Here is an 18,487-nt window from a genome sequence, read left to right as displayed (position 1 = left end):
GGGTGGGCCGCACCGGTCCGAGTCCGGCGTAGAAATTGCGGTCCCATCGCGAAAATGTGCGCGATGGGATTTTCTGCATGTGGGTCAGGTGTCGCGTGCTGCGCCCATGGCCGTGATCAGGCGGGTGATCGGGCTCTCGGCGTTGTAGGTGGTGGCGAGTTCTCGCAGCCGGACCGGATCGGCGGGCTCGGTGGGGAGGATGTCGGCACGGGAGAGTTCCACGTCGGCGCCACACACCACACGCACGACGGGCGCCGCGGCTTTCAGGTACTCCTCCGCGGTACGGAGTTTGGCGCGCACGCCGTTGGAGAGGTCGGCGTCCGGATCGTCGACGGCCGCGCGCAGGGCGTCGAGCGAACCGAAGCGTGAGATCAGCGTTGACGCGGATTTCTCGCCGATGCCCGCGACACCGGGCAAGCCGTCGGAGGCGTCACCGCGGAGCGTGGCCATGTCGGCGTACGCCGGGCCCGCATTCTGCTGCGGCACACCGTATTTCGCGGAGACCTCGGCGGGGCCGAACAATTCCGCTTTGGCCAGGCCGCGCCCGGCGTACAGCACCCGCACCGGCGGTGCTGGTTCGTCCCGCACGAGCTGGAGCAGGTCGCGGTCGCCGCTGACGACGATCACCGCGTCGGTGCGCTCCCGGGTGGTGAGGGTGCCGAGCACGTCGTCGGCCTCCAGCCCAGCCGCGCCGCCGGTCGCGATGCCGGCCGCGTCGAGCACCTCCAGGATCATCGCCACCTGCGGTGTCAGCGTGTCCGGAACCACCTCGGCGCCGGGAGCGGCATCCGGCGAGGTATCCAGCCGGTGCGCCTTGTACGACGGCACCAGATCCACCCGATACGTGGGTCGCCAGTCCAGATCCAGGCACACCACCAGCCTGCTCGGTGCGTGCTTGGTGATCAGCGATGCCACCATGTCGGTGAAACCGCGCAGCGCGTTCACCGACCGACCGTCCGGTGCGGTGATCTTGTCCGGGATAGCGTGAAAGGCGCGGAACCACAGACTGGCTCCATCCAGCAGCAACAGGGGCGCACCAGCGGCAGAGGTCACGGGCTGAGGCTACTCGCTGAGCCCGGCACGCCCCGGTAGAGCGGGCAGACCCGCTGTCGGGCTTGCCCGTGTCGGCGCCCGTGCCCACTCTCCGGTACCGGGCAGGTAACGTCGGTTGTATGAGCTCGCATACGGATTCCAGGTTCGCGGCGGACGTCTATGGTGCTCGACTCGAGCGTGCGGTGGAGCTGATGCGGGCCGCCCATCTGGACGCCTTGTTGATCACTCCCGGGCCGGATCTGCGCTACCTGATCGGGTCGGCGGCCGAGTCCTTCGAGCGGCTCACCTGCCTGGTGATCCCGGCCGATGGCGCGGCCCCGTCGGTGGTGATCCCGAAGCTGGAGCTCGCGTCGCTGGAGAATTCGGCGGCGGGCGAACTGGGTCTGCAGGTGCTCGACTGGGTCGACGGCACCGACCCGTACGGTGTGGTGAAGTCCGCGCTGCACGTCGGCTCCCGGGTGGGCGTCGCCGATGCCATGCCCGCGCTGCACCTGCTGCCACTCGCGGAGTCGTTCACCGGCCTACCGGTATCCGCCACTCCGGTGTTGCGCGAACTGCGCATGATCAAAGACGCCGCCGAGGTGGACGCGCTGCGCCGCGCGGGCGCCGCGATCGACAGGGTCCACGCGCGGATGGGTGAGTTCCTGCAAGTGGGTCGCACCGAGGCCGCGGTCGGCGCCGACATCGAGGCCGCGATCACGGCGGAGGGGCACACCGCGGCGGCGTTCGTCATCGTCGGCAGCGGTCCACACGGCGCCGACCCGCACCACGGGGTGTCCGAGCGGCGTATCGAGGCCGGGGACGTGGTGGTGATCGATATCGGCGGCCCGGTCGACCCGGGCTACTACTCGGACTCGAGCCGCACCTATGTGCTGGGCGATCCGAACCCGAAGGTTGCTGCGCGGTTCGCCGAACTCGAGCGCGCCCAAGCGGCCGCGGTGGCCGCGGTCCGCCCTGGCGTCACCGCGGCCGCGGTGGATGCCGCCGCACGAAACCCGTTGACAGAGGCTGGTTTCGGCTCCGCCTTCGTCCACCGCACCGGCCACGGCATCGGCCTGTCGGTGCACGAGGAGCCCTACATCGTGGAAGGCAACGACCTCGTCCTCCGGCCGGGCATGGCCTTCAGCGTCGAGCCGGGCATCTACTTCCGCGGCGAGTGGGGTGCTCGTATCGAGGACATCGTCGTCGTCACCGCCGACGGCAGCGAATCCATGAACAATCGACCCCATGGCCTCACGATGCTGTGACGACCGGTGAAACGGGACTATCGCGGAGTATCGAGAGAACTCAGCGGTGCCCGCTCAGCGGTGAGGTGACGTCGCTCGGTGCGATGCCGTTTCTCGGTGACCGACCCGCCTGACCCGAGGATATCGGCGTCGGCCGGTGTTGTGGGGTGCCGGTGCTGCGGCGGCCCGTGGTGCTGGCTGCGGCGAGGTGGTCGTTGTGACCGATGCCCCGGTGGTTGCGACACCACCCCGCACGGTCGATGCACCCTAGGCGGGGGCGCCGTTTTCCGCGGCTTTGCCGTCGGCGGCCGGTGTGACGAGGGTGCTGCTGGAAAGGACGCGCCGGACCTGGATCGCGATCACCACGCGGGTCGGGTTCTCCCGGGGGACGCGGTAGCGGCCTGCGTAGCGCTCCACCGCCTCGGCGACGTCGTCCGGGGCGTCGAGTACGGTCGCCGGGCCCTCCAGGGTGATCCATCGGATTCCGTCGACCTGGCTGACCGCCGCGTACCCGGAGCGGCGCACATTGCGCACCTTCACCGATCCGTCGTTGGTGATCACCCGCGCGATTCCCGCCTCCTCGTCCCAAGTGAACCCCACAGCCACCACATGCGGTGTCCCATCCGCCCGCAATGTCGTCAACGTGGCAAGGTGTCGTTCCGCCACGAACTCCACAGCACCAGGGGACAACTCGGCAATACTCGTCGGCATCCCCCGACCGTAACCCACCCTCCATCAGCCCCGACGAGTGGTACCTCCGGTGGAACCACTCGTCGAGCTGACAGACTGGGCGGATGGGAACGCGAGGGTTGGCCGATGGCGCGGTGCTGCTGCTCGGTGGGCGTAGTGAGATCGGGGTCGAGGTGGCTCGGCGGCTGGCGCCGGGGCGGGTGGTGGTTCTCGCGGCCCGGCGCAGCGGTGAATTGGGTACGCAGAGCGCGAAGATCGCGGCCGCGGGTGCGACCGCCGTGCACACGGTGGAGTTCGACGCCGACGACACTGCAAGTCATCCGGCGATGCTGGCGAAGATCGCCGCCGAGCACGGGCCGATCGGCATCGCGGTGCTCGCGTTCGGTGTGCTCGGCGATCAGGGGCGCGCCGAGCAGGACCCCGCCCACGCGATGGCGATCCTGCACACCGACTTCGTCGCGCAGGCCGGCGTGCTCACCAGCCTGGCGAATCTGCTGCGTGCCCAGGGAGCTGGGCAGATCGTGGTGTTCAGCTCGGTCGCGGGCATCCGCGTCCGCCGCGCCAACTATGTGTACGGATCGGCCAAGGCCGGCCTCGACGGTTTCGCCGGTGGTCTCGCCGACGCGCTGCACGGCAGCGGCGTTCATCTGTTGCTGGTCCGTCCCGGCTTCGTCATCGGCCGGATGACCGATGGCATGTCTCCCGCCCCGTTCTCCAGCACCCCTGACCAGGTCGCCGCCGCCGTGGTCAAGGGGCTGCGCACAAGAGCAGGTCGCGTCTGGGTGCCCCGGATCCTGCGGCCGGTGTTCTTCGCGATGCGCCTTCTTCCTCAACCGATCTGGCGCCGGATGCCACGGTGACCAGCTCGTCTGTGGTGTGGACCGGACCGCCGATCGCGGTCGTCGGGATCGGTGCCGACGGTTGGGACGGTCTCGGCCGCGTCGCGCGGGAAGCTGTCGCAGACGCCGAGGTCCTGTTCGGTTCGGCCCGTCAGCTCGCACTCGTGCCCGGCATGGTGGCGGGCGAGCGGGTGGCTTGGCCTTCGCCGTTGGTCCCCGCACTGCCCGGGTTGCTCGAACAGCATGCCCGGACGCGGCTGTGTGTCTTGGCCAGCGGCGATCCGATGTTCTACGGCATCGGCGTCACGCTGGCCCTGCTGCTCGGACCGCGGGCGCTGCGGGTGTTTCCGCAGCCGTCGTCCGCGTCGCTGGCCTGCGCACGACTCGGGTGGTCGTCGGCCGAAACCCCGGTGGTGAGCGTGGTGGGTCGTGCGCTGGAGACGGTGTTGCCCGAACTGGCCGACCGCAGGCGTCTGTTGGTGCTCAGCGCCGACGAGCACACACCGGCGCGCCTGGCGGAGTTGCTGGTCCGCTACGGTTTCGGTGCGTCGGAGCTGACCGTCCTCGAGCAACTGGGCGGACCGGCCGAACGCATCGGCATCGGTGTCGCGAAGCAGTGGGAGCGACCGCCCGGTGACCCGCTGAACATCGTCGCGGTCTCCTGCGCGGAGGACTCGGCGCACCCGCGCGCCACGCGGCTGCCGGGCCTGCCGGACGAGCTGTTCGGCGGTGACGGGCAGCTCACCAAGCGCGAGGTCCGCGCATTGACGCTGGCGGCGCTGGCCCCCGCCCCTGGCGAACTGCTGTGGGACGTCGGGGGTGGCTCGGGCAGCATCGCGATCGAATGGTGCCGCACGCATCCGGCCAATCGCGCCGTCGCCTTCGAGCGGCTGGAACACCGACGGCGGCAGATCACCGATAATTCCGCCGCCCTCGGGGTCCCGCACATCGTGGTGCGCGGCGAGCTGTGCGCGGAGGTCGGTCACGCCGAAATCGCCGCTCCCGACGCAATTTTCCTCGGTGGCGGGCTCACTCAGGATGGCCTCTTCGAGACATGCTGGGCGCGGCTGCGACACGGCGGCAGGCTTGTCGCGAACGCGGTGACCGCGGAATCGGAATCGCTGCTGCTCGGCTTGGCGGCCGCACAAGGCGGTGAGCTGCGGAAGTTCCAGATCTACCGCGCTGAACCACTGGGATCCTTCACAGCATGGCGGCCACAGCTTCCGGTGGCGCAGTGGTCGGTGGTGAAGAGGGAAAATATCGTCCCGGAATTCCCTGCCGATGGCTGAACGTGTTCTCGGCCGTGGGGGTAGGGTCGGGGCCGAGTTCCGATCATGATCGGAAATCCAGTTCCTGACGGGGAGATAGATGAAATACAAGAAATTTGCCGCCACCGCACTGCTGGCTGTTGCCGCCACCGGCGTCACCGCCGGTACCGCTTACGCCGCGCCGGTGCCCGCGCCACCTGCGGCGCAGGACCAGGCGACCACTTCGCCGACGGTCACGGGTGCGGATCAGGGTGTCGGCTATGCGCTGCAGCTCGCCGACGCGGGTAAGTCCGTAGTCACCAGCGTGACCAATGGCGTGTTCAGCCTCGACACCGACAAGCAGTCGGTCAGCCTGAAGAATGCCGCGGGCGAGACCGTCACCACGGTTCCGCTGGTCGCGACGGCCAAGGGGCAGCAGGTCCAGATCGCCGCGAACATCGCCGACGAGGGCAGGCAGCTGACGCTGACACCGCAGGTCGCGCCGACCGCGAACGCGCCGGTCGCCGCCGAGTTCATCGGTGCGCAGGAGTGGTTCTTCGCCGAGCTGCAGCGCGCCTCCCTCGGTGCTGCGGTCGGTGGCCTGATCGGCGCCGCCATCGGCATCCTCTTCTTCGGTGTCGGCATCCTGCCCGGCGCCGTGCTCGGCGCGATCATCGGTCTCGCCGTCGCGGGTGGGCCGGAGTTGCTGAACGCGGGCATCGCCTACTTCAGCGGCCAGCCCTGAGAATTCTGATTCTGGGCGGCACCCGGGAAGCCAGGGAGCTGGCCCATATCGCTACCGGCGAGCGAGGTTTCGAGATCGTCTCCTCGCTCGCCGGTCGTGTGCGTGCACCCCTGCTGCCGGAGGGCGCGGTCCGGATCGGCGGCTTCGGCGGCGCCGAGGGACTGCGCGACTGGGTCGCGGCCAACGGTATCGAGGCCGTCATCGATGCCACGCATCCGTTCGCGGTTGCCATCAGTGCCAATGCGGCTGTGGCCCTGCATGATTCGGGCGTTCCGCTGGTGCATCTACGGCGGCCGAGCTGGTCGGCGCAGGCGGGGGACCGATGGGTTCGCGTGCCGGATCTCGCCGCCGCAGCGCGCGTCGTCTCCACACTCGGCGAACGCGTCTTTCTGACCATCGGCCGCCAAGGCGTCAACGCCTTCGCGGAACCGGCCGGCCAGTGGTTCCTGATCCGTGCCATAGATCCGCCCGAGGGCCCGTTGCCGCCCAACTGTGAAATGCTGCTCGCTCGAGGGCCTTTCGCGGTTGCGGATGAATCGCGGCTGCTCGCGGAATATCGGATCGACGTGCTCGTCACCAAGGACAGCGGCGGTGACCAGACCGACGCCAAACTGACCGCCGCACGCGCGGCGGGTATTCCGGTTGTCGTGATCGAACGCCCGCCTCTGCCCGAAGGCGCCGTGACGGTGGAAACCGTTGCGCAGGTATGGGATTGGCTACGCGTGGCCCGGGGCGGCATCCGGTCTCGCTGAACACGGGGCGCGAGGTGAACCGATCAACCGCCGAGAAGCTCCGGCAGATGGTCGAACCATTCCAGCACCGCCCTCTCGTAGCGGATGCCGAAATCCAATGTGGCGCGGGCGAAGGCCGACTTCCCCTCGGGACTCTCGGCAAGATACTCGGTCAGCCGCCCCAGATGGATCTCCCGGTTGGCTGCGACGATGCCATCCAGCCGATCGCGATCGAGGTGTTCGCCGAACGAGAGTGTGAGCAGCAGCGGCACTCGAATGGTCTCGCCGCCGGGGTCGCGGCCGATCCATGCCAGGAACGCCTCTCGTCCCGCGTCGGTGATGCGATAGGGCGTCCGTTCGCGAGCGCCGGTCTCGCCCTTCTCGACCAGCCCCGCCGCGTCCATCGCGGCGAGTTCGCGATAGACCTGGCTCTGCGTGATCGTCCAGAAGTCGCCGATGCGGTCTTGCGCCTCGGCCACCAGATCCCATCCCGACATGGGACCTTCGTGCAGAAATCCGAGCAACGACGCTGCCGTGGAGTTCAACGGCTTGCGTGTGGTCGCGGTGTTCGTCAACGACTGCTCCCTTTCGCTCTAATATTCCATAGTGGAATATTACCCGAATGGAACGACTAGGTGCCGCCGGCCGGCCGGTCGAGATCTTACGCGCCGTCGACAGCCGCGTCGCCTGTGTAACCGTAGCGCCGGGAGGTGTAGACGCGGGTGCCCTGGTCGGTCTCCACCGCGGCGGTGGTGGACGCACCGATGATCAGCAGCGTGCGCATGTCCACCTCCGCGGGGTCGAGGTCACCGAGGGTCACCACGCGGACCGACTCGGTGGGTCCGCCCACATCACGGCCGAGCACCACGGGTGTGTCGGGCTTGCGGTGCTCCAGCAGCAGGTCCCGCATCGCGCCCACCTGCCAGGTGCGTTGCGACGATGCGGGATTGTATACCGCGATCGCCATGTCGGCGGCCGCGACGGCGGAAAGGCGTTGTGCGACAACCTCCCAGGGCTTGAGCCGGTCGGAGAGCGAGATCATCGCGTAGTCGTGTCCCAGCGGTGCACCCACCCGGCTGGCGACGGCGTTGGCCGCGGTGAGTCCGGGAAGCACGCGCACCGGAACCCTGCGCCACCGAGGGTCCGCGGATTCCTCCAGCACGGCCGCCGCCATCGCGAACACCCCTGGATCGCCCGAAGAGACGACCACGACCCGCGCGCCGCGCTCGGCCAGGTCCAGGGCCATGGTGGCGCGCTCGGACTCCACTCGATTGTCGCTGGCATGCCTGCGCTGGCCCGGACGCTCCGGCACCCGGTTCAGATAGGTGGTGTAGCCGACCAAATCGGTGGCCTCGTCCAGGGCTGCGCGCACTTCGTCTGTGGTCCACTCCGGTGCGCCGGGACCCAAACCGACCACGACCACTTCGCCGATGGCGTCGGCCGAGTCCGTCTGCGGAAACGAGATCCGCTGAGCCACAGCAAAATTTGCCTCGGCGCGAGGGAGCGGTGTGGTCGGCTCCGGGCCGGGGACGAGAGCGATGGCGAAGTAGGGGACCTCGGTGTCGTCGACCGCGTCGGCGTGCAGGACGCGCTGGTCTGCCGTGCTCGCGCGCTCGACGTAGTACGCGCCGGTGAGGCGTCCGGAATCCGAAAGAGCCTGGCGTACACCAGGATAGGTGCGTCCCAGCTTCATGATCGCGGCGGCGTCGGTGTCGCGCAGCCGCCGGGTGAGCTCGTCGGTGGGCATGGTGCCTGGCAGGACGGTGAGCACCTGCTCACCCTCGACCAGCGGTGTTCCCAACGCGGCCGACGCTGCGCTTACCGACGTGATGCCGGGGATGATCTCGGCCTCGAAGCGGTCGGCGAGGCGCCGGTGCATGTGCATGTACGAGCTGTAGAACAGCGGGTCGCCCGCGGCGAGCAGCGCGACCGAGCGGCCCGCCGCCAAGTGTCCGGCGAGCCGCTCGGCGGCCTGCTCGTAGAACTCGTCGATCGCGCCCTGGTAGCCGCCGGGATGGTCGGTCGTCTCGGTGGTCACCGGATAGATGAGGTGCTCCTCCAGCTGGCCGGGCCGTAGGTACGGCGCGGCGATGCGGCGGGAGATGCTGCGGCCGTGGCGAGCGCTGTGGAACGCGATGACATCGGCCGCGCCGATCACTCTGGCCGCCTTGACCGTAACCAGTTCGGGGTCGCCGGGGCCGAGTCCGACACCCCACAGTTTGCCGGGGCTGTGAGTGCTCATTCCTGTTCGCTCGCAATCGCATTGAGTGCGGACGCGGTGATGGCGCTGCCGCCTCGCCTGCCCCGAACCGTGAGGTACTCGACGACGCCGACATCGATCAGCGCGTCCTTGGACTCGACGGCGCCGACGAACCCGACCGGGATGCCGAGTACGGCGGCGGGTCGGGGCGCTCCCGCTTCGAGCAGGTCGAGCAGATGGAACAGGGCGGTCGGGGCGTTGCCGATGGCGACGACCGCGCCGTCGAGACGGTCGCGCCACAGCTCGAGCGCGGCGGCGGAGCGGGTAGTGCCCAACGTCGCGGCCAGTTCCGGTACGCGGGCATCGCCGAGGGTGCAGATCACTTCGTTCTCGGCGGGTAGTCGCTTGCGGGTCACCCCGGAGGCCACCATGGTCGCGTCACACAGAATCGGCGCGCCCGCGCGCAGCGCCGCCCGTGCGGACACGACGACGCCGGGGGAGAACGCGATGTCCGCCGCCAGATCCACCTGGCCGCAGCCGTGGATCATCCGCACGACCACCTGTGCCACGTCCGGGGGAAACCCGCTCAGATCGGCTTCGGCGCGGATCGTCGCGAACGAGCGCCGGTAGATCTCGGCTCCGTCGGTCAGGTAGCTGGCACGTACTTCGGGCATGCGGTCCACCCTAGGAGGTGGCGTGCGGGCCTGGGCGGCTCGGGGCGCGTCGTGTGCCGCGGCGGGTCCGATCAGGTCCTCGGACGCTCGAGTATCCGTGACATGACGATCGAACTGCGTGTGCGCCCCACGCGCGCGTTCTCACGAATCCGCTCGACGGTGACTTCGATCTCGGCCATGTCGGTGGCCATCACATGCACCAGGGCGTCGGCCTCGCCCGCGATCGTCCACACGCCCACCACCTGCGGGATCGGTTCCAGGCTGCGTTTCAGCTCGACCGGGGAGATGTTGTCGCGGTAATAGACCTCGACGTATGCCTCGGTCTTCCAGCCGAGCGCGGCGGGATTGACCAGGGCGGTGAATCCGGTGATCTGTTTGCTCGCGACCAACCGGTCGACCCGGCGCTTCACCGCGGGCGCGGACAGCCCGACCGAGCTGCCGATCTCCTGGAACGAGGCGCGTGCGTGCTCGAGGAGATGTTCGAGAATCCGGCGATCGAGGTTGTCCACGCACACCTCTCCGTTCTTGCGCAATGATTGACCGTGTCATAGGGAATCTACGCAACGAATCGTTGTTCCCGGCGCAATAGTAGGCGGATTACTGTCGTTGAAGCCGAAAGTTCGCGCCGACCTCGGGAGCCCACGTTGACATCTGTAGCCATCCTCCAGGCCGAGTCCGCCGCACGTCGTCCGTCGCCGCGGCGATTCGTGATGTGCCGCCCCGATCACTTCGACGTCACCTACTCGATCAATCCCTGGATGAACCCCGACGAGCCCGTCGATCGCTGCCTGGCGATCGAGCAGTGGGAGACACTGCGCGCCACCTATGAGGAGTACGGACACAAGGTCGATGTGGTGCCCGGCCTCCCCGGCCTGCCCGACATGGTGTTCGCCGCCAACGGTGGGTTGATCGTGGGGGAACGCGCGATGTCGGCCCGCTTCACCCACCCGGAACGTGCTGCGGAGGGCCCGGCTTATCACCGGCGATTCGCGGAGCTCGGACTCGCCGGTGTGGTCGGCGCCGAGGAACTGAACGAGGGCGAGGGTGATTTCCTCCTGGTCGGCGACCGGTTGTTGGCGGGCATGGGGTTCCGATGCTCACTCGCGGCGCATGAGGAGGTGTCCCGCCACTTCGCTTTGCCCGTGGTGTCCCTGGAACTGGTAGATCCGCGCTTCTATCACCTGGACACAGTCCTGCTGCCGCTGGACTCCCGCACCGTCGCCTACTATCCGCCGGCCTTCAGCAGAGCGGCCCGCGCCATCCTCGCCGACCTCTACCCCGACGCGATCCTGGCCACCGACGCCGACGCGGCGGTACTCGGGTTGAACGGCGTCTGCGACGGTTTCAACGTCTTCCTCAGCAGCAGCGCCACCGAACTGAGCGAAGCTCTCCGTGCCCGCGGCTACAACCCGGTCGGTATCGAGATGTCCGAACTACTGAAGGCGGGTGGCAGCGTCAAATGCTGCACGCTCGAAATCCACTGAGGAGGCCGGGACGCGCGAGTAGTCGGCCACCGGCTCGGCGGTGGACAAAGCGGTCGTGCCGTCGAGCCCCCTCGATCGGGTGTTGGACGCCTCGGTGACCTACAGCGCGGCGCATCCGGTTCGGGCCGGTCGCCGAGCGGCTTAGGGTGCGCGCCGCACGGTGGCAGCCTCTCTCTATTCGACGCGATAGCCCCCGTCGGTCGCGACGACATCGGTGACCGTTCCGCGGGGGCGGCCGCAGCGGCGGTCGCAGCCGGACCAGTGCTGACGTCCGGCCACCGAGACGTCCGCCGGTGCCAGGAGCGGAACATCCGGGACACCTTGTCGCGGAGCGGGTTTCGGTTCTATATGCCCGGTTTCCCATTCGGCTCGGTCGGTTGGCGGAAGCACACGGCCTGCCGTGATCGCCTCCGCCGCATCGGCACGGACATCGGTGTGCGACTTCGCGCAACCTGGCCGTCCCGCGCAAGCGCTGACCAGTAGCCACGGGGAATCGGCGTCGAAGATCAGGCCCATCGGCGCGAGCACGCGCACCACCTGTTCTGCGGCCCATTCCTCCATGTCGGTGACGACCAGGCCGCGCCACGGCGTGACGAAGACCGTTCGTTCGATAGCGGCGAGGAATTCGGCGGTGCGGGCGGGTAGGGAGCCGAGGTGCACACCTGCGCCGAGAGCGACCAAGCCGTCGTCCTGCTCCAGCCAGCCGATCGGAATGTCCCGTCCCGCAGCGAATTCGAGTCGATCGGGGCCGGGTGCGAGACCGAGGAGATCGGCCAGGCGTTCAGCGCCGTGCTCGAGGTCGCGCAACCGCCACCGCCCGGGGTCGTCTCCGCGCAGCTCGAGGAAGCCGTGCGCCGCGGCGAGCATGACGTCGACCGCGTCGGCGGCGGTGATCCGGACGCCGCTGTCGCCTCCGGCCAGCAGTAGCGCGAAGTCGTCCGTGGCGACGGCGTGCACACCGATGTCGGCGCCGAGTCCACTGACATCGCCGCGACCGTCGTCGAGGCTGAACAGCATCCTGCCCGGCAGGTCGGCCAGACGCGGAGCGGCGAGCAGCCCGGCATCGAGTTCGGGAACCAGCGTGTGCACGTCTGTCAGCCCGCCGATCCGACCGGACAGCGGCGAGGCGACGATATTGCGCACCCGCTCATGGGTGCGGCTCGGCAGCAGACCCGCACCGGCCAGCCGTTCCGTCAATGCCTCGGCGTCGTGTACCCGGCGCAGTTGGACGTTGCCGCGCGCGGTGAGCTCGATGTTCCCGTCCCCGAGGTCGCGCGCGGCCTCGGCGAGCACCTGCCACTGCATGGGCCCCAACCGCCCGCCGGGCACTCGAATCCGCGCCAGCGGCCCGTCAGCCGCCTCGTGCAGCCGCAGCACGCCGGGACAGGAATCAGCAACATGTCGCGCCATAGCTTCCTCAGCCTACGTACACCGCGAGGCGCAAGGCTGTGCCAGGCCCGGCGTATCCGCTGGTTTACCATGAGCGGAACTGCGCCGCTCCCGAGCGGGGCGGCACACGGGCAAGCCGGACGCAAGAGGCGGGTAGCATCTGCTTGCTCGGCGGACGACGAGGAAACCGGTGGAAGTCCGGTGCGGTCGCGCCACTGTAGAAAGCCAGACCCTCTCCGGCGAGCAGCGAACCCCCGATGGGCGCGTCACCCGAGGAAGGCTGCCACCCGTGATTTTGTTGCTGTCCACATCCGACACCGATCTGCTGAGCGCCCGCGCCAGCGGCGCCGACTACCGGTGGGGCAACCCTGCTCGCCTGCTGGTCGACGATCTGCCCGGCCTGCTCGACGGCGCCGATCTGGTGATCGTGCGCATCCTCGGCGGCAAGCGGGCGTGGGAGGACGGACTGGCTGCGGTGCGAGCGAGCGGCGTTCCGATGGTGGCGCTCGGCGGTGAGATCGCTCCGGACGCCGAGCTGATGGAGTGCTCGACCGTGCCGGGCGGCGTCGCGGCCGACGCACACAACTACCTCGCCGCAGGCGGCCCTGGGAACCTGCGTCAGCTGCACAACTTCCTGTCCGACACCGTGCTGCTCACCGGGCACGGCTTCGAGCCGCCGGTCCAGCTGCCCAGCTGGGGTGAACTGGACCGTGTCGCGGCGCCGGTCGAGGGGCCCACGGTCGCGGTGATCTATTACCGCGCACAGCATCTCGCGGGCAACACCGCCTACATCGACGCCATCTGCACCGCGCTCGAACACGCGGGAACGCGCCCGCTCCCGCTGTACTGCGCGTCGCTGCGTACTGCCGAACCGGAACTCCTCGCCACCCTGCGGCAGGCCGACGCCCTGGTGGTCACTGTGCTGGCCGCGGGAGGAAGCAAACCCGCCACCGCTTCCGCCGGGGGCGAGGACGAAGCGTGGGACGTCGGCGCGCTCGCCGATCTGGATGTACCCATCCTGCAGGGACTCTGTCTGACCAGCGGCCGCGCCCAGTGGGAGGCGAACGACGACGGCCTGTCGCCACTGGACGTCGCCACACAGGTCGCCGTGCCGGAGTTCGACGGCCGGATCATCACGGTCCCGTTCTCGTTCAAGGAGTTCGACGCCGACGGCCTGTCCACCTACGTTCCCGACCCCGAACGTGCGGCTCGCGTCGCGGGTATCGCGACGCGCTACGCCCGCCTGCGCCACATTCCCGCCGCGCGCAAGCGCGTCGCCGTCATGCTGTCGGCCTACCCGACCAAGCATGCCCGCATCGGCAACGCCGTCGGCTTGGACACCCCGGCCAGCGCGATCCGGCTGCTCACCGAAATGCGATCCGCCGGTTACGATCTCGGCGATCCCGGCGAGATCCCAGGCCTGGACGAACGCGACGGTGACACCCTCATCCACGCCCTCATCGCGGCGGGCGGACAGGATCCGGACTGGCTGACCTCCGAACAGCTGGAGGGCAATCCGATCCGCATCGGCGCGGCGACCTATGCCGCCTGGTTCGACACGCTGCCCGAGGATCTGCGCGAAGCCGTCGTCGAGGCGTGGGGCCCGCCGCCGGGCGCGCTCTACGTCGACCGCTCGTCCGATCCGAATGGTGAGATCGTCATCGCGGCATTGCGTTTCGGCAATGTCGTGCTGATGGTGCAGCCTCCGCGCGGCTTCGGCGAGAATCCGGTCGCCATCTACCACGACCCCGACCTGCCGCCGAGCCATCACTACCTGGCCGCCTACCGCTGGCTCAGCGCGCCTGAGGGTTTCGCCGCCGACGCGATGGTGCATCTCGGCAAACACGGCAATCTGGAGTGGCTGCCCGGCAAAACGCTCGGCATGTCCGCCTCCTGCGGCACCGACGCCGCGCTCGGCGACCTGCCGCTGATCTACCCGTTCCTGGTGAACGACCCCGGCGAGGGTACCCAGGCCAAGCGACGCGCGCACGCCACGCTGGTCGACCACCTGATCCCGCCGATGGCCCGCGCCGAAAGCTACGGCGACATCGCGCGTCTGGAACAGCTGCTCGACGAGCACGCCAACATCTCCGCCCTCGACCCGGCCAAGCTTCCGGCCATCCGCCAGCAGATCTGGACGTTGATGCGCGCCGCCGAGATGGACCACGATCTGGGCCTCACCGAGCGCCCGGATGAGGAATCCTTCGACGACATGCTGCTGCACGTCGACGGCTGGCTGTGCGAGATCAAGGACGTGCAGATTCGCGACGGTTTGCACGTGCTCGGCCAGGCGCCTGCGGGGGAAGCCGAACTCGACCTGGTGCTGGCAATGCTGCGTGCGCGTCAACTCTGGGGCGGCGAGCGTTCGGTGCCCGGCCTCCGTGAAGCGCTCGGTCTCGACGAGTCCGGAACCGAGGCGCGCGAGCGCGTCGACGCCGTTGAAGGCCGGGCCCGAGAACTGGTTTCGGCATTGCAGGCCGCGAACTGGTCGCCGGACGCGGTCGACGACATTACCGACAATGCCGAGGTCCGCCGGGTGCTGCGGTTCGCGGCCACCGAGGTGGTGCCGCGGCTGCGCCAGACCGGCGCGGAGATCGAGCGGGTGCTGCACGCGCTCGACGGCGGGTTCATCCCGGCGGGCCCGAGCGGTTCTCCGCTGCGCGGCCTGATCAACGTGCTGCCGACCGGACGCAATTTCTACTCGGTCGACCCGAAGGCTGTGCCGTCGCGCCTGGCCTGGGAAACCGGTCAGGCCATGGCGGAATCGCTGCTGGACCGGTACAGAGCCGACCACGGCGAGTACCCGCGGTCGGTGGGTTTGTCGGTGTGGGGCACCTCGGCCATGCGCACCTCCGGCGACGATGTCGCCGAAGTCCTTGCGCTGCTGGGTGTCCGACCGGTCTGGGACGAGGCGAGCCGCCGGGTCACCACACTCGAAGTGATCCCGCTCGCGGAACTGGGCCGCCCCCGGGTCGATGTCACCGTGCGCATCAGCGGCTTCTTCCGCGACGCCTTCCCACATGTGCTCGCCATGCTGGACGACGCGGTCCGCCTGGTCGCCGACCTGGATGAGCCCGCCGAATCGAACTATGTGCGTGCGCACACCGAGGCCGACCTCGCCGAGCACGGCGACCGGCGACGCGCGACCACCCGTATCTTCGGCTCCAAGCCCGGCACCTACGGTGCGGGCCTGCTCCAGCTGATCGATTCGAAGAGCTGGCGCACCGACGACGATCTCGCACAGGTGTACACCACCTGGGGCGGCTACGCCTACGGCCGTGATCTCGACGGCGCGCCTGCTGCCGAAGACATGCGCGGCGCGTATCGGCGCATCGCGGTGGCCGCCAAGAACACCGACACCCGCGAGCACGACATCGCCGACTCCGACGACTATTTCCAATTCCACGGCGGTATGGTCGCCACCGTGCGGGCGCTGACCGGCAGGAACCCCGAGGCCTACATCGGTGACAGCACCCGCCCCGACGCGGTGCGCACGCGGACGCTGTCGGAGGAGACCTCGCGAGTGTTCCGTGCCCGCGTGGTGAACCCGCGCTGGCTGGAGGCCATGCGCAGGCACGGCTACAAGGGCGCCTTCGAGATGGCGGCGACCGTCGACTACCTGTTCGGCTATGACGCCACCACCAATGTCGTCGCCGACTGGATGTACGAGAAGCTCTCGGAGAGTTATGTTTTCGACGACGTGAACCGCAAGTTCATGGAGCGGTCCAACCCGTGGGCGCTGCACGGTATTGCGGAGCGGCTGCTGGAGGCGGCCGAGCGCAATCTCTGGGAGCACCCCGAACCGGCCACCCTCGATCGGCTGCGTCAGGTCTATCTGGAGACCGAAGGGGAATTGGAATAGTCCGAAAAATCAACCCCCAGTTCTGGGGATATCTAAATATACGATCTTGCAAGGCAATTCGATTATCCACAGCTCTCGACATAGTCATGTCGAAGGCGCATGATTAGTGATGTTTCGTGGCTAATTCGGGGAGACGTCACACTCGTATCGGCTGGATGATTGGGAAAGTCTCATGAGGATCAGGAAATTGGTAGCGACCACGCTGCTGACCATTGCCGCCACCGGAGTCGCCGCGGCCACCGCCCACGGTCAGGTCGGGGTGTCCGAGCAGGTGATCAGCGGCGTCGACCATGGTGTCGCGTATACGGCGGCCGTCGCCCCCGATCGGTCGAGCGCGACGGTCACGCTGGCCTCCGGCACGTTCGGCTCGACGCCGGACGCGGAGGTGGCCGTCCTCGCGCCGGACGGCGCGGTGGTCGCGACGGTGCCGACCACCCTGCAGACCGTGGCCGGTCAGCAGGTCCGGGTGGTGCCGGAAGTCGACGCGGCCGCGACCACGTTGACGTTGACGCCGGTCGGAGCTGCCGTGCCGGAACCGGGTGCGCCACAGTTCATCGGTGACGCGGGCACGACGGTGGCAGGTGTGTTGATCGGCTGCGCCGTCGGCGCGCTGATCGGTCTCCTCTTCTTCATCGTCGGGTTCCTGCCCGGCTGTGTGATCGGTGGCATCATCGGCGGTATCGCGGGCGCGAACCAGTAGTAGCGCGCTGAGCGAAAGATATCGATGACGAATCGGCCGTGGTCGGTGCGCAATTTCCGGGCACGGCCGGTTCTCTGTGCGGCCGAATTGTGCCGTGTGATTTGTCATCCGAGCCGGGCCGCGCGCCGGAATCGCGCCGCGGTGGCCATCAGGTGTTCGGCGGGCGTGGGCGCGTCCAAGACCGCGGAACCATTGCTTCCGCGGCCAGCCAGCCGCATCGGATCGCTCGCAGGTGCTACCGGGTTTGTGTCATGCACGGCTCGACTGTGAAGTCGAGCCCGAAGTTGTTCAACGTCACCGGCAGCGGAGCGCTCGGGTCCGGCTGCGGTGTGGACCGCAGCCGGAAATCGGCCGCGGTCAGCAAGTGCGCGAGCAGGGTGCTCGTGACGAACAGGACGAGGTTGCGGCCGGGGCAGTCGGCCGGGCCCGCGCTGAACGGCACCAGTTGCGGGTACTGTTCCGCGCGGCCGTCGAGCCAGATGTCCGGAACGAACTCGTCGGCGAAGGGAAGCAGGTCGGGATCCCGATGGAAGGCCGGGACCGCGATCATCAGCGCGGCACCCGCCGTGATGGTGAAGCGCTCGTCGCCGTCGCGCCACTGCGTGTCGGCGGTGATGTCGCGCAGGATCGTCGGCGTGGTCGGCCACAGCCGCACCGACTCGAGCACACAGGCCCGCAGGTAGTTTCGCAGGTCCAGGCGATTAGGATCGGCGGCGTCGGCCAATGCGCGGGCGTGCTGCCGCGGATGGGTGGTCAGCACCGCAAGCGCTCGGCTCAGCGCCATACCCGCGGCATCGAACGCGAACAGCCAATGCGGAATCTGCCCGACGGGGTCTGTGGCGCCCCCCGCGGGGATAGCGGCCAGTGCCCCGGCCAGACTGTCGGGTTGGGCGGACTCGACGTAGCGGTACAGGCGATTGGTGAACAGGTCGCGCTGCCTGCGATGCGCAGGCGCCAGAAACGACCAGTTGCCCGCCGAGCGCAGTCGCCAGAGTTCGTCGGTCAGTGTGCTGTCGTCGCGGCCCCGGTCGCCGAGTACCAGCCGTCGCACCAGGCGCCACCAGTGCACCGTGAACTCCGACGCGTCCAGGTGCCCGTGGTGCAGCGCGGACACGACGATCTCACGCGCCTCGTCCGCGACGACCGCGGCGAAGGGCCCCGCGAGTCGATGCAGCGGCTCGGACGCGTCCAGCGCGGCCTCGTTCAGCGCTCGGCGCTGTGCACGAATCGGGCCGTCGGACAATAGGACACCGTGCGGCTGGAATTGACGCAGCGCGGCCCGCTTCTCCCGATTGGCCGGGTGAAACGGTGTCGGCGATTCGGCGAGCACCCGGCCGACGTCAACTGGGTCGAGTACCACGACGATCCGTCGTCCTGGCACAACGAGTTCTACCGGACCGGAACCGAACTCGCGACGCAGCAGCCGCATGCGCTCGATGGCCCGGGAATCGGCCCTGGTGCGCTCGAGCAATCCCATCACCGGCCGTCGTCGTGCGATCACTCCGGACGCGACCGAGGCGAATCCGAGATCCGCCAATGCCGCCGCCGCGGACACCCCCACCAGTCGGTGTTCGCGGGTCTTCGCCATACGGCCTCCTCCCGGTGTATCGACGTCGACACGGTGCCGACGACTGAGCAAATACCCGG

Annotated in this window: 16 protein-coding genes and 1 riboswitch; of the genes, 8 read left to right on the top strand and 8 right to left on the bottom strand. The window is 68.7% G+C overall.

Annotation, left to right across the window (positions count from 1 at the left end):
- Positions 1–84: 84 nt before the first annotated feature.
- The gene (locus OHB12_RS09855; protein ID WP_327118269.1) at positions 85–1,053 is read right to left on the bottom strand and encodes a 5'-3' exonuclease; all 969 of its coding nucleotides are present in this window, start codon (positions 1,051–1,053) and stop codon (positions 85–87) included.
- A gap of 119 nt (positions 1,054–1,172) precedes the next feature.
- On the opposite strand from OHB12_RS09855, the gene OHB12_RS09850 reads away from it, so the two are divergent.
- Positions 1,173–2,300 (top strand): M24 family metallopeptidase, encoded by a 1,128-nt coding sequence (locus OHB12_RS09850; RefSeq protein WP_327118267.1) that lies wholly within the window; start codon positions 1,173–1,175, stop codon positions 2,298–2,300.
- Between the two features lie 246 nt (positions 2,301–2,546).
- On the opposite strand, the gene OHB12_RS09845 is transcribed toward OHB12_RS09850, so the two are convergent.
- Positions 2,547–2,990: a PPOX class F420-dependent oxidoreductase gene (locus OHB12_RS09845; RefSeq protein ID WP_327118265.1), complete on the bottom strand. Its 444-nt coding sequence runs from the start codon at positions 2,988–2,990 to the stop codon at positions 2,547–2,549.
- Between the two features lie 83 nt (positions 2,991–3,073).
- Here OHB12_RS09845 and OHB12_RS09840 point away from each other — a divergent pair, with 83 nt between their 5' ends.
- From OHB12_RS09840 to OHB12_RS09825, 4 genes are all read left to right on the top strand, one after another.
- The gene (locus OHB12_RS09840) at positions 3,074–3,829 is read left to right on the top strand and encodes an SDR family NAD(P)-dependent oxidoreductase (protein ID WP_327118263.1); all 756 of its coding nucleotides are present in this window, start codon (positions 3,074–3,076) and stop codon (positions 3,827–3,829) included.
- Positions 3,826–5,097, top strand: coding sequence for a precorrin-6y C5,15-methyltransferase (decarboxylating) subunit CbiE (gene cbiE, locus OHB12_RS09835; RefSeq protein WP_327118260.1), 1,272 nt, complete (start codon positions 3,826–3,828; stop codon positions 5,095–5,097). The genes OHB12_RS09840 and cbiE overlap by 4 nt, the downstream gene beginning before the upstream one ends.
- Before the next feature lie 79 nt (positions 5,098–5,176).
- A complete protein-coding gene (locus tag OHB12_RS09830; RefSeq protein ID WP_327118258.1) occupies positions 5,177–5,800 on the top strand; it encodes a DUF6861 domain-containing protein in 624 nt (207 codons plus the stop codon).
- Between the two features lie 2 nt (positions 5,801–5,802).
- Positions 5,803–6,552: a cobalt-precorrin-6A reductase gene (locus OHB12_RS09825; protein ID WP_442800081.1), complete on the top strand. Its 750-nt coding sequence runs from the start codon at positions 5,803–5,805 to the stop codon at positions 6,550–6,552.
- Positions 6,553–6,575: 23 nt separating this feature from the next.
- On the opposite strand, the gene OHB12_RS09820 is transcribed toward OHB12_RS09825, so the two are convergent.
- The 4 genes from OHB12_RS09820 to OHB12_RS09805 all read right to left on the bottom strand — a co-directional run bounded on the left by OHB12_RS09820 (position 6,576) and on the right by OHB12_RS09805 (position 9,914).
- Entirely contained in the window at positions 6,576–7,106 is a 531-nt protein-coding gene (locus OHB12_RS09820; RefSeq protein ID WP_327118256.1) for a PadR family transcriptional regulator, read from the bottom strand.
- 86 nt (positions 7,107–7,192) lie between these two features.
- Positions 7,193–8,773 carry a precorrin-2 C(20)-methyltransferase gene (locus OHB12_RS09815; protein WP_327118254.1) on the bottom strand — a complete coding sequence of 527 codons (1,581 nt, stop codon included), beginning with the start codon at positions 8,771–8,773 and terminating at the stop codon, positions 7,193–7,195.
- Positions 8,770–9,405: a precorrin-8X methylmutase gene (locus OHB12_RS09810; protein ID WP_327118252.1), complete on the bottom strand. Its 636-nt coding sequence runs from the start codon at positions 9,403–9,405 to the stop codon at positions 8,770–8,772. The genes OHB12_RS09815 and OHB12_RS09810 overlap by 4 nt, the downstream gene beginning before the upstream one ends.
- Before the next feature lie 71 nt (positions 9,406–9,476).
- The gene (locus OHB12_RS09805) at positions 9,477–9,914 is read right to left on the bottom strand and encodes an Lrp/AsnC family transcriptional regulator (protein ID WP_327120977.1); all 438 of its coding nucleotides are present in this window, start codon (positions 9,912–9,914) and stop codon (positions 9,477–9,479) included.
- A gap of 135 nt (positions 9,915–10,049) precedes the next feature.
- Here OHB12_RS09805 and ddaH point away from each other — a divergent pair, with 135 nt between their 5' ends.
- The gene (gene ddaH / locus OHB12_RS09800; RefSeq protein WP_327118250.1) at positions 10,050–10,889 is read left to right on the top strand and encodes a dimethylargininase; all 840 of its coding nucleotides are present in this window, start codon (positions 10,050–10,052) and stop codon (positions 10,887–10,889) included.
- A 174-nt stretch (positions 10,890–11,063) separates the two neighbouring features.
- Here ddaH and cobG read toward each other — a convergent pair whose 3' ends face one another.
- Positions 11,064–12,299 (bottom strand): precorrin-3B synthase, encoded by a 1,236-nt coding sequence (gene cobG / locus OHB12_RS09795; protein ID WP_327118247.1) that lies wholly within the window; start codon positions 12,297–12,299, stop codon positions 11,064–11,066.
- A gap of 116 nt (positions 12,300–12,415) precedes the next feature.
- A riboswitch (cobalamin riboswitch) is annotated at positions 12,416–12,580 on the top strand.
- Between cobG and cobN the strand changes: the two genes are divergently transcribed.
- On the top strand, positions 12,568–16,140 hold the full coding sequence (cobN, locus tag OHB12_RS09790) for a cobaltochelatase subunit CobN (RefSeq protein ID WP_327118245.1): 3,573 nt from the start codon (positions 12,568–12,570) through the stop codon (positions 16,138–16,140). (Overlaps the previous riboswitch by 13 nt.)
- A gap of 172 nt (positions 16,141–16,312) precedes the next feature.
- Positions 16,313–16,840, top strand: a complete 528-nt coding sequence (locus OHB12_RS09785; protein WP_327118243.1) for a hypothetical protein — start codon at positions 16,313–16,315, stop codon at positions 16,838–16,840.
- Positions 16,841–17,075: 235 nt separating this feature from the next.
- Here the strand turns inward: OHB12_RS09785 and OHB12_RS09780 are convergent, their stop codons facing one another.
- Positions 17,076–18,428 carry a cytochrome P450 gene (locus OHB12_RS09780; protein ID WP_327118241.1) on the bottom strand — a complete coding sequence of 451 codons (1,353 nt, stop codon included), beginning with the start codon at positions 18,426–18,428 and terminating at the stop codon, positions 17,076–17,078.
- Between the last annotated feature and the right edge of the window lie 59 nt (positions 18,429–18,487).

This window comes from Nocardia sp. NBC_01730 (assembly GCF_035920445.1).
GTDB lineage: Bacteria > Actinomycetota > Actinomycetes > Mycobacteriales > Mycobacteriaceae > Nocardia.
This window is presented reverse-complemented; position numbering and strand designations above follow the sequence as displayed.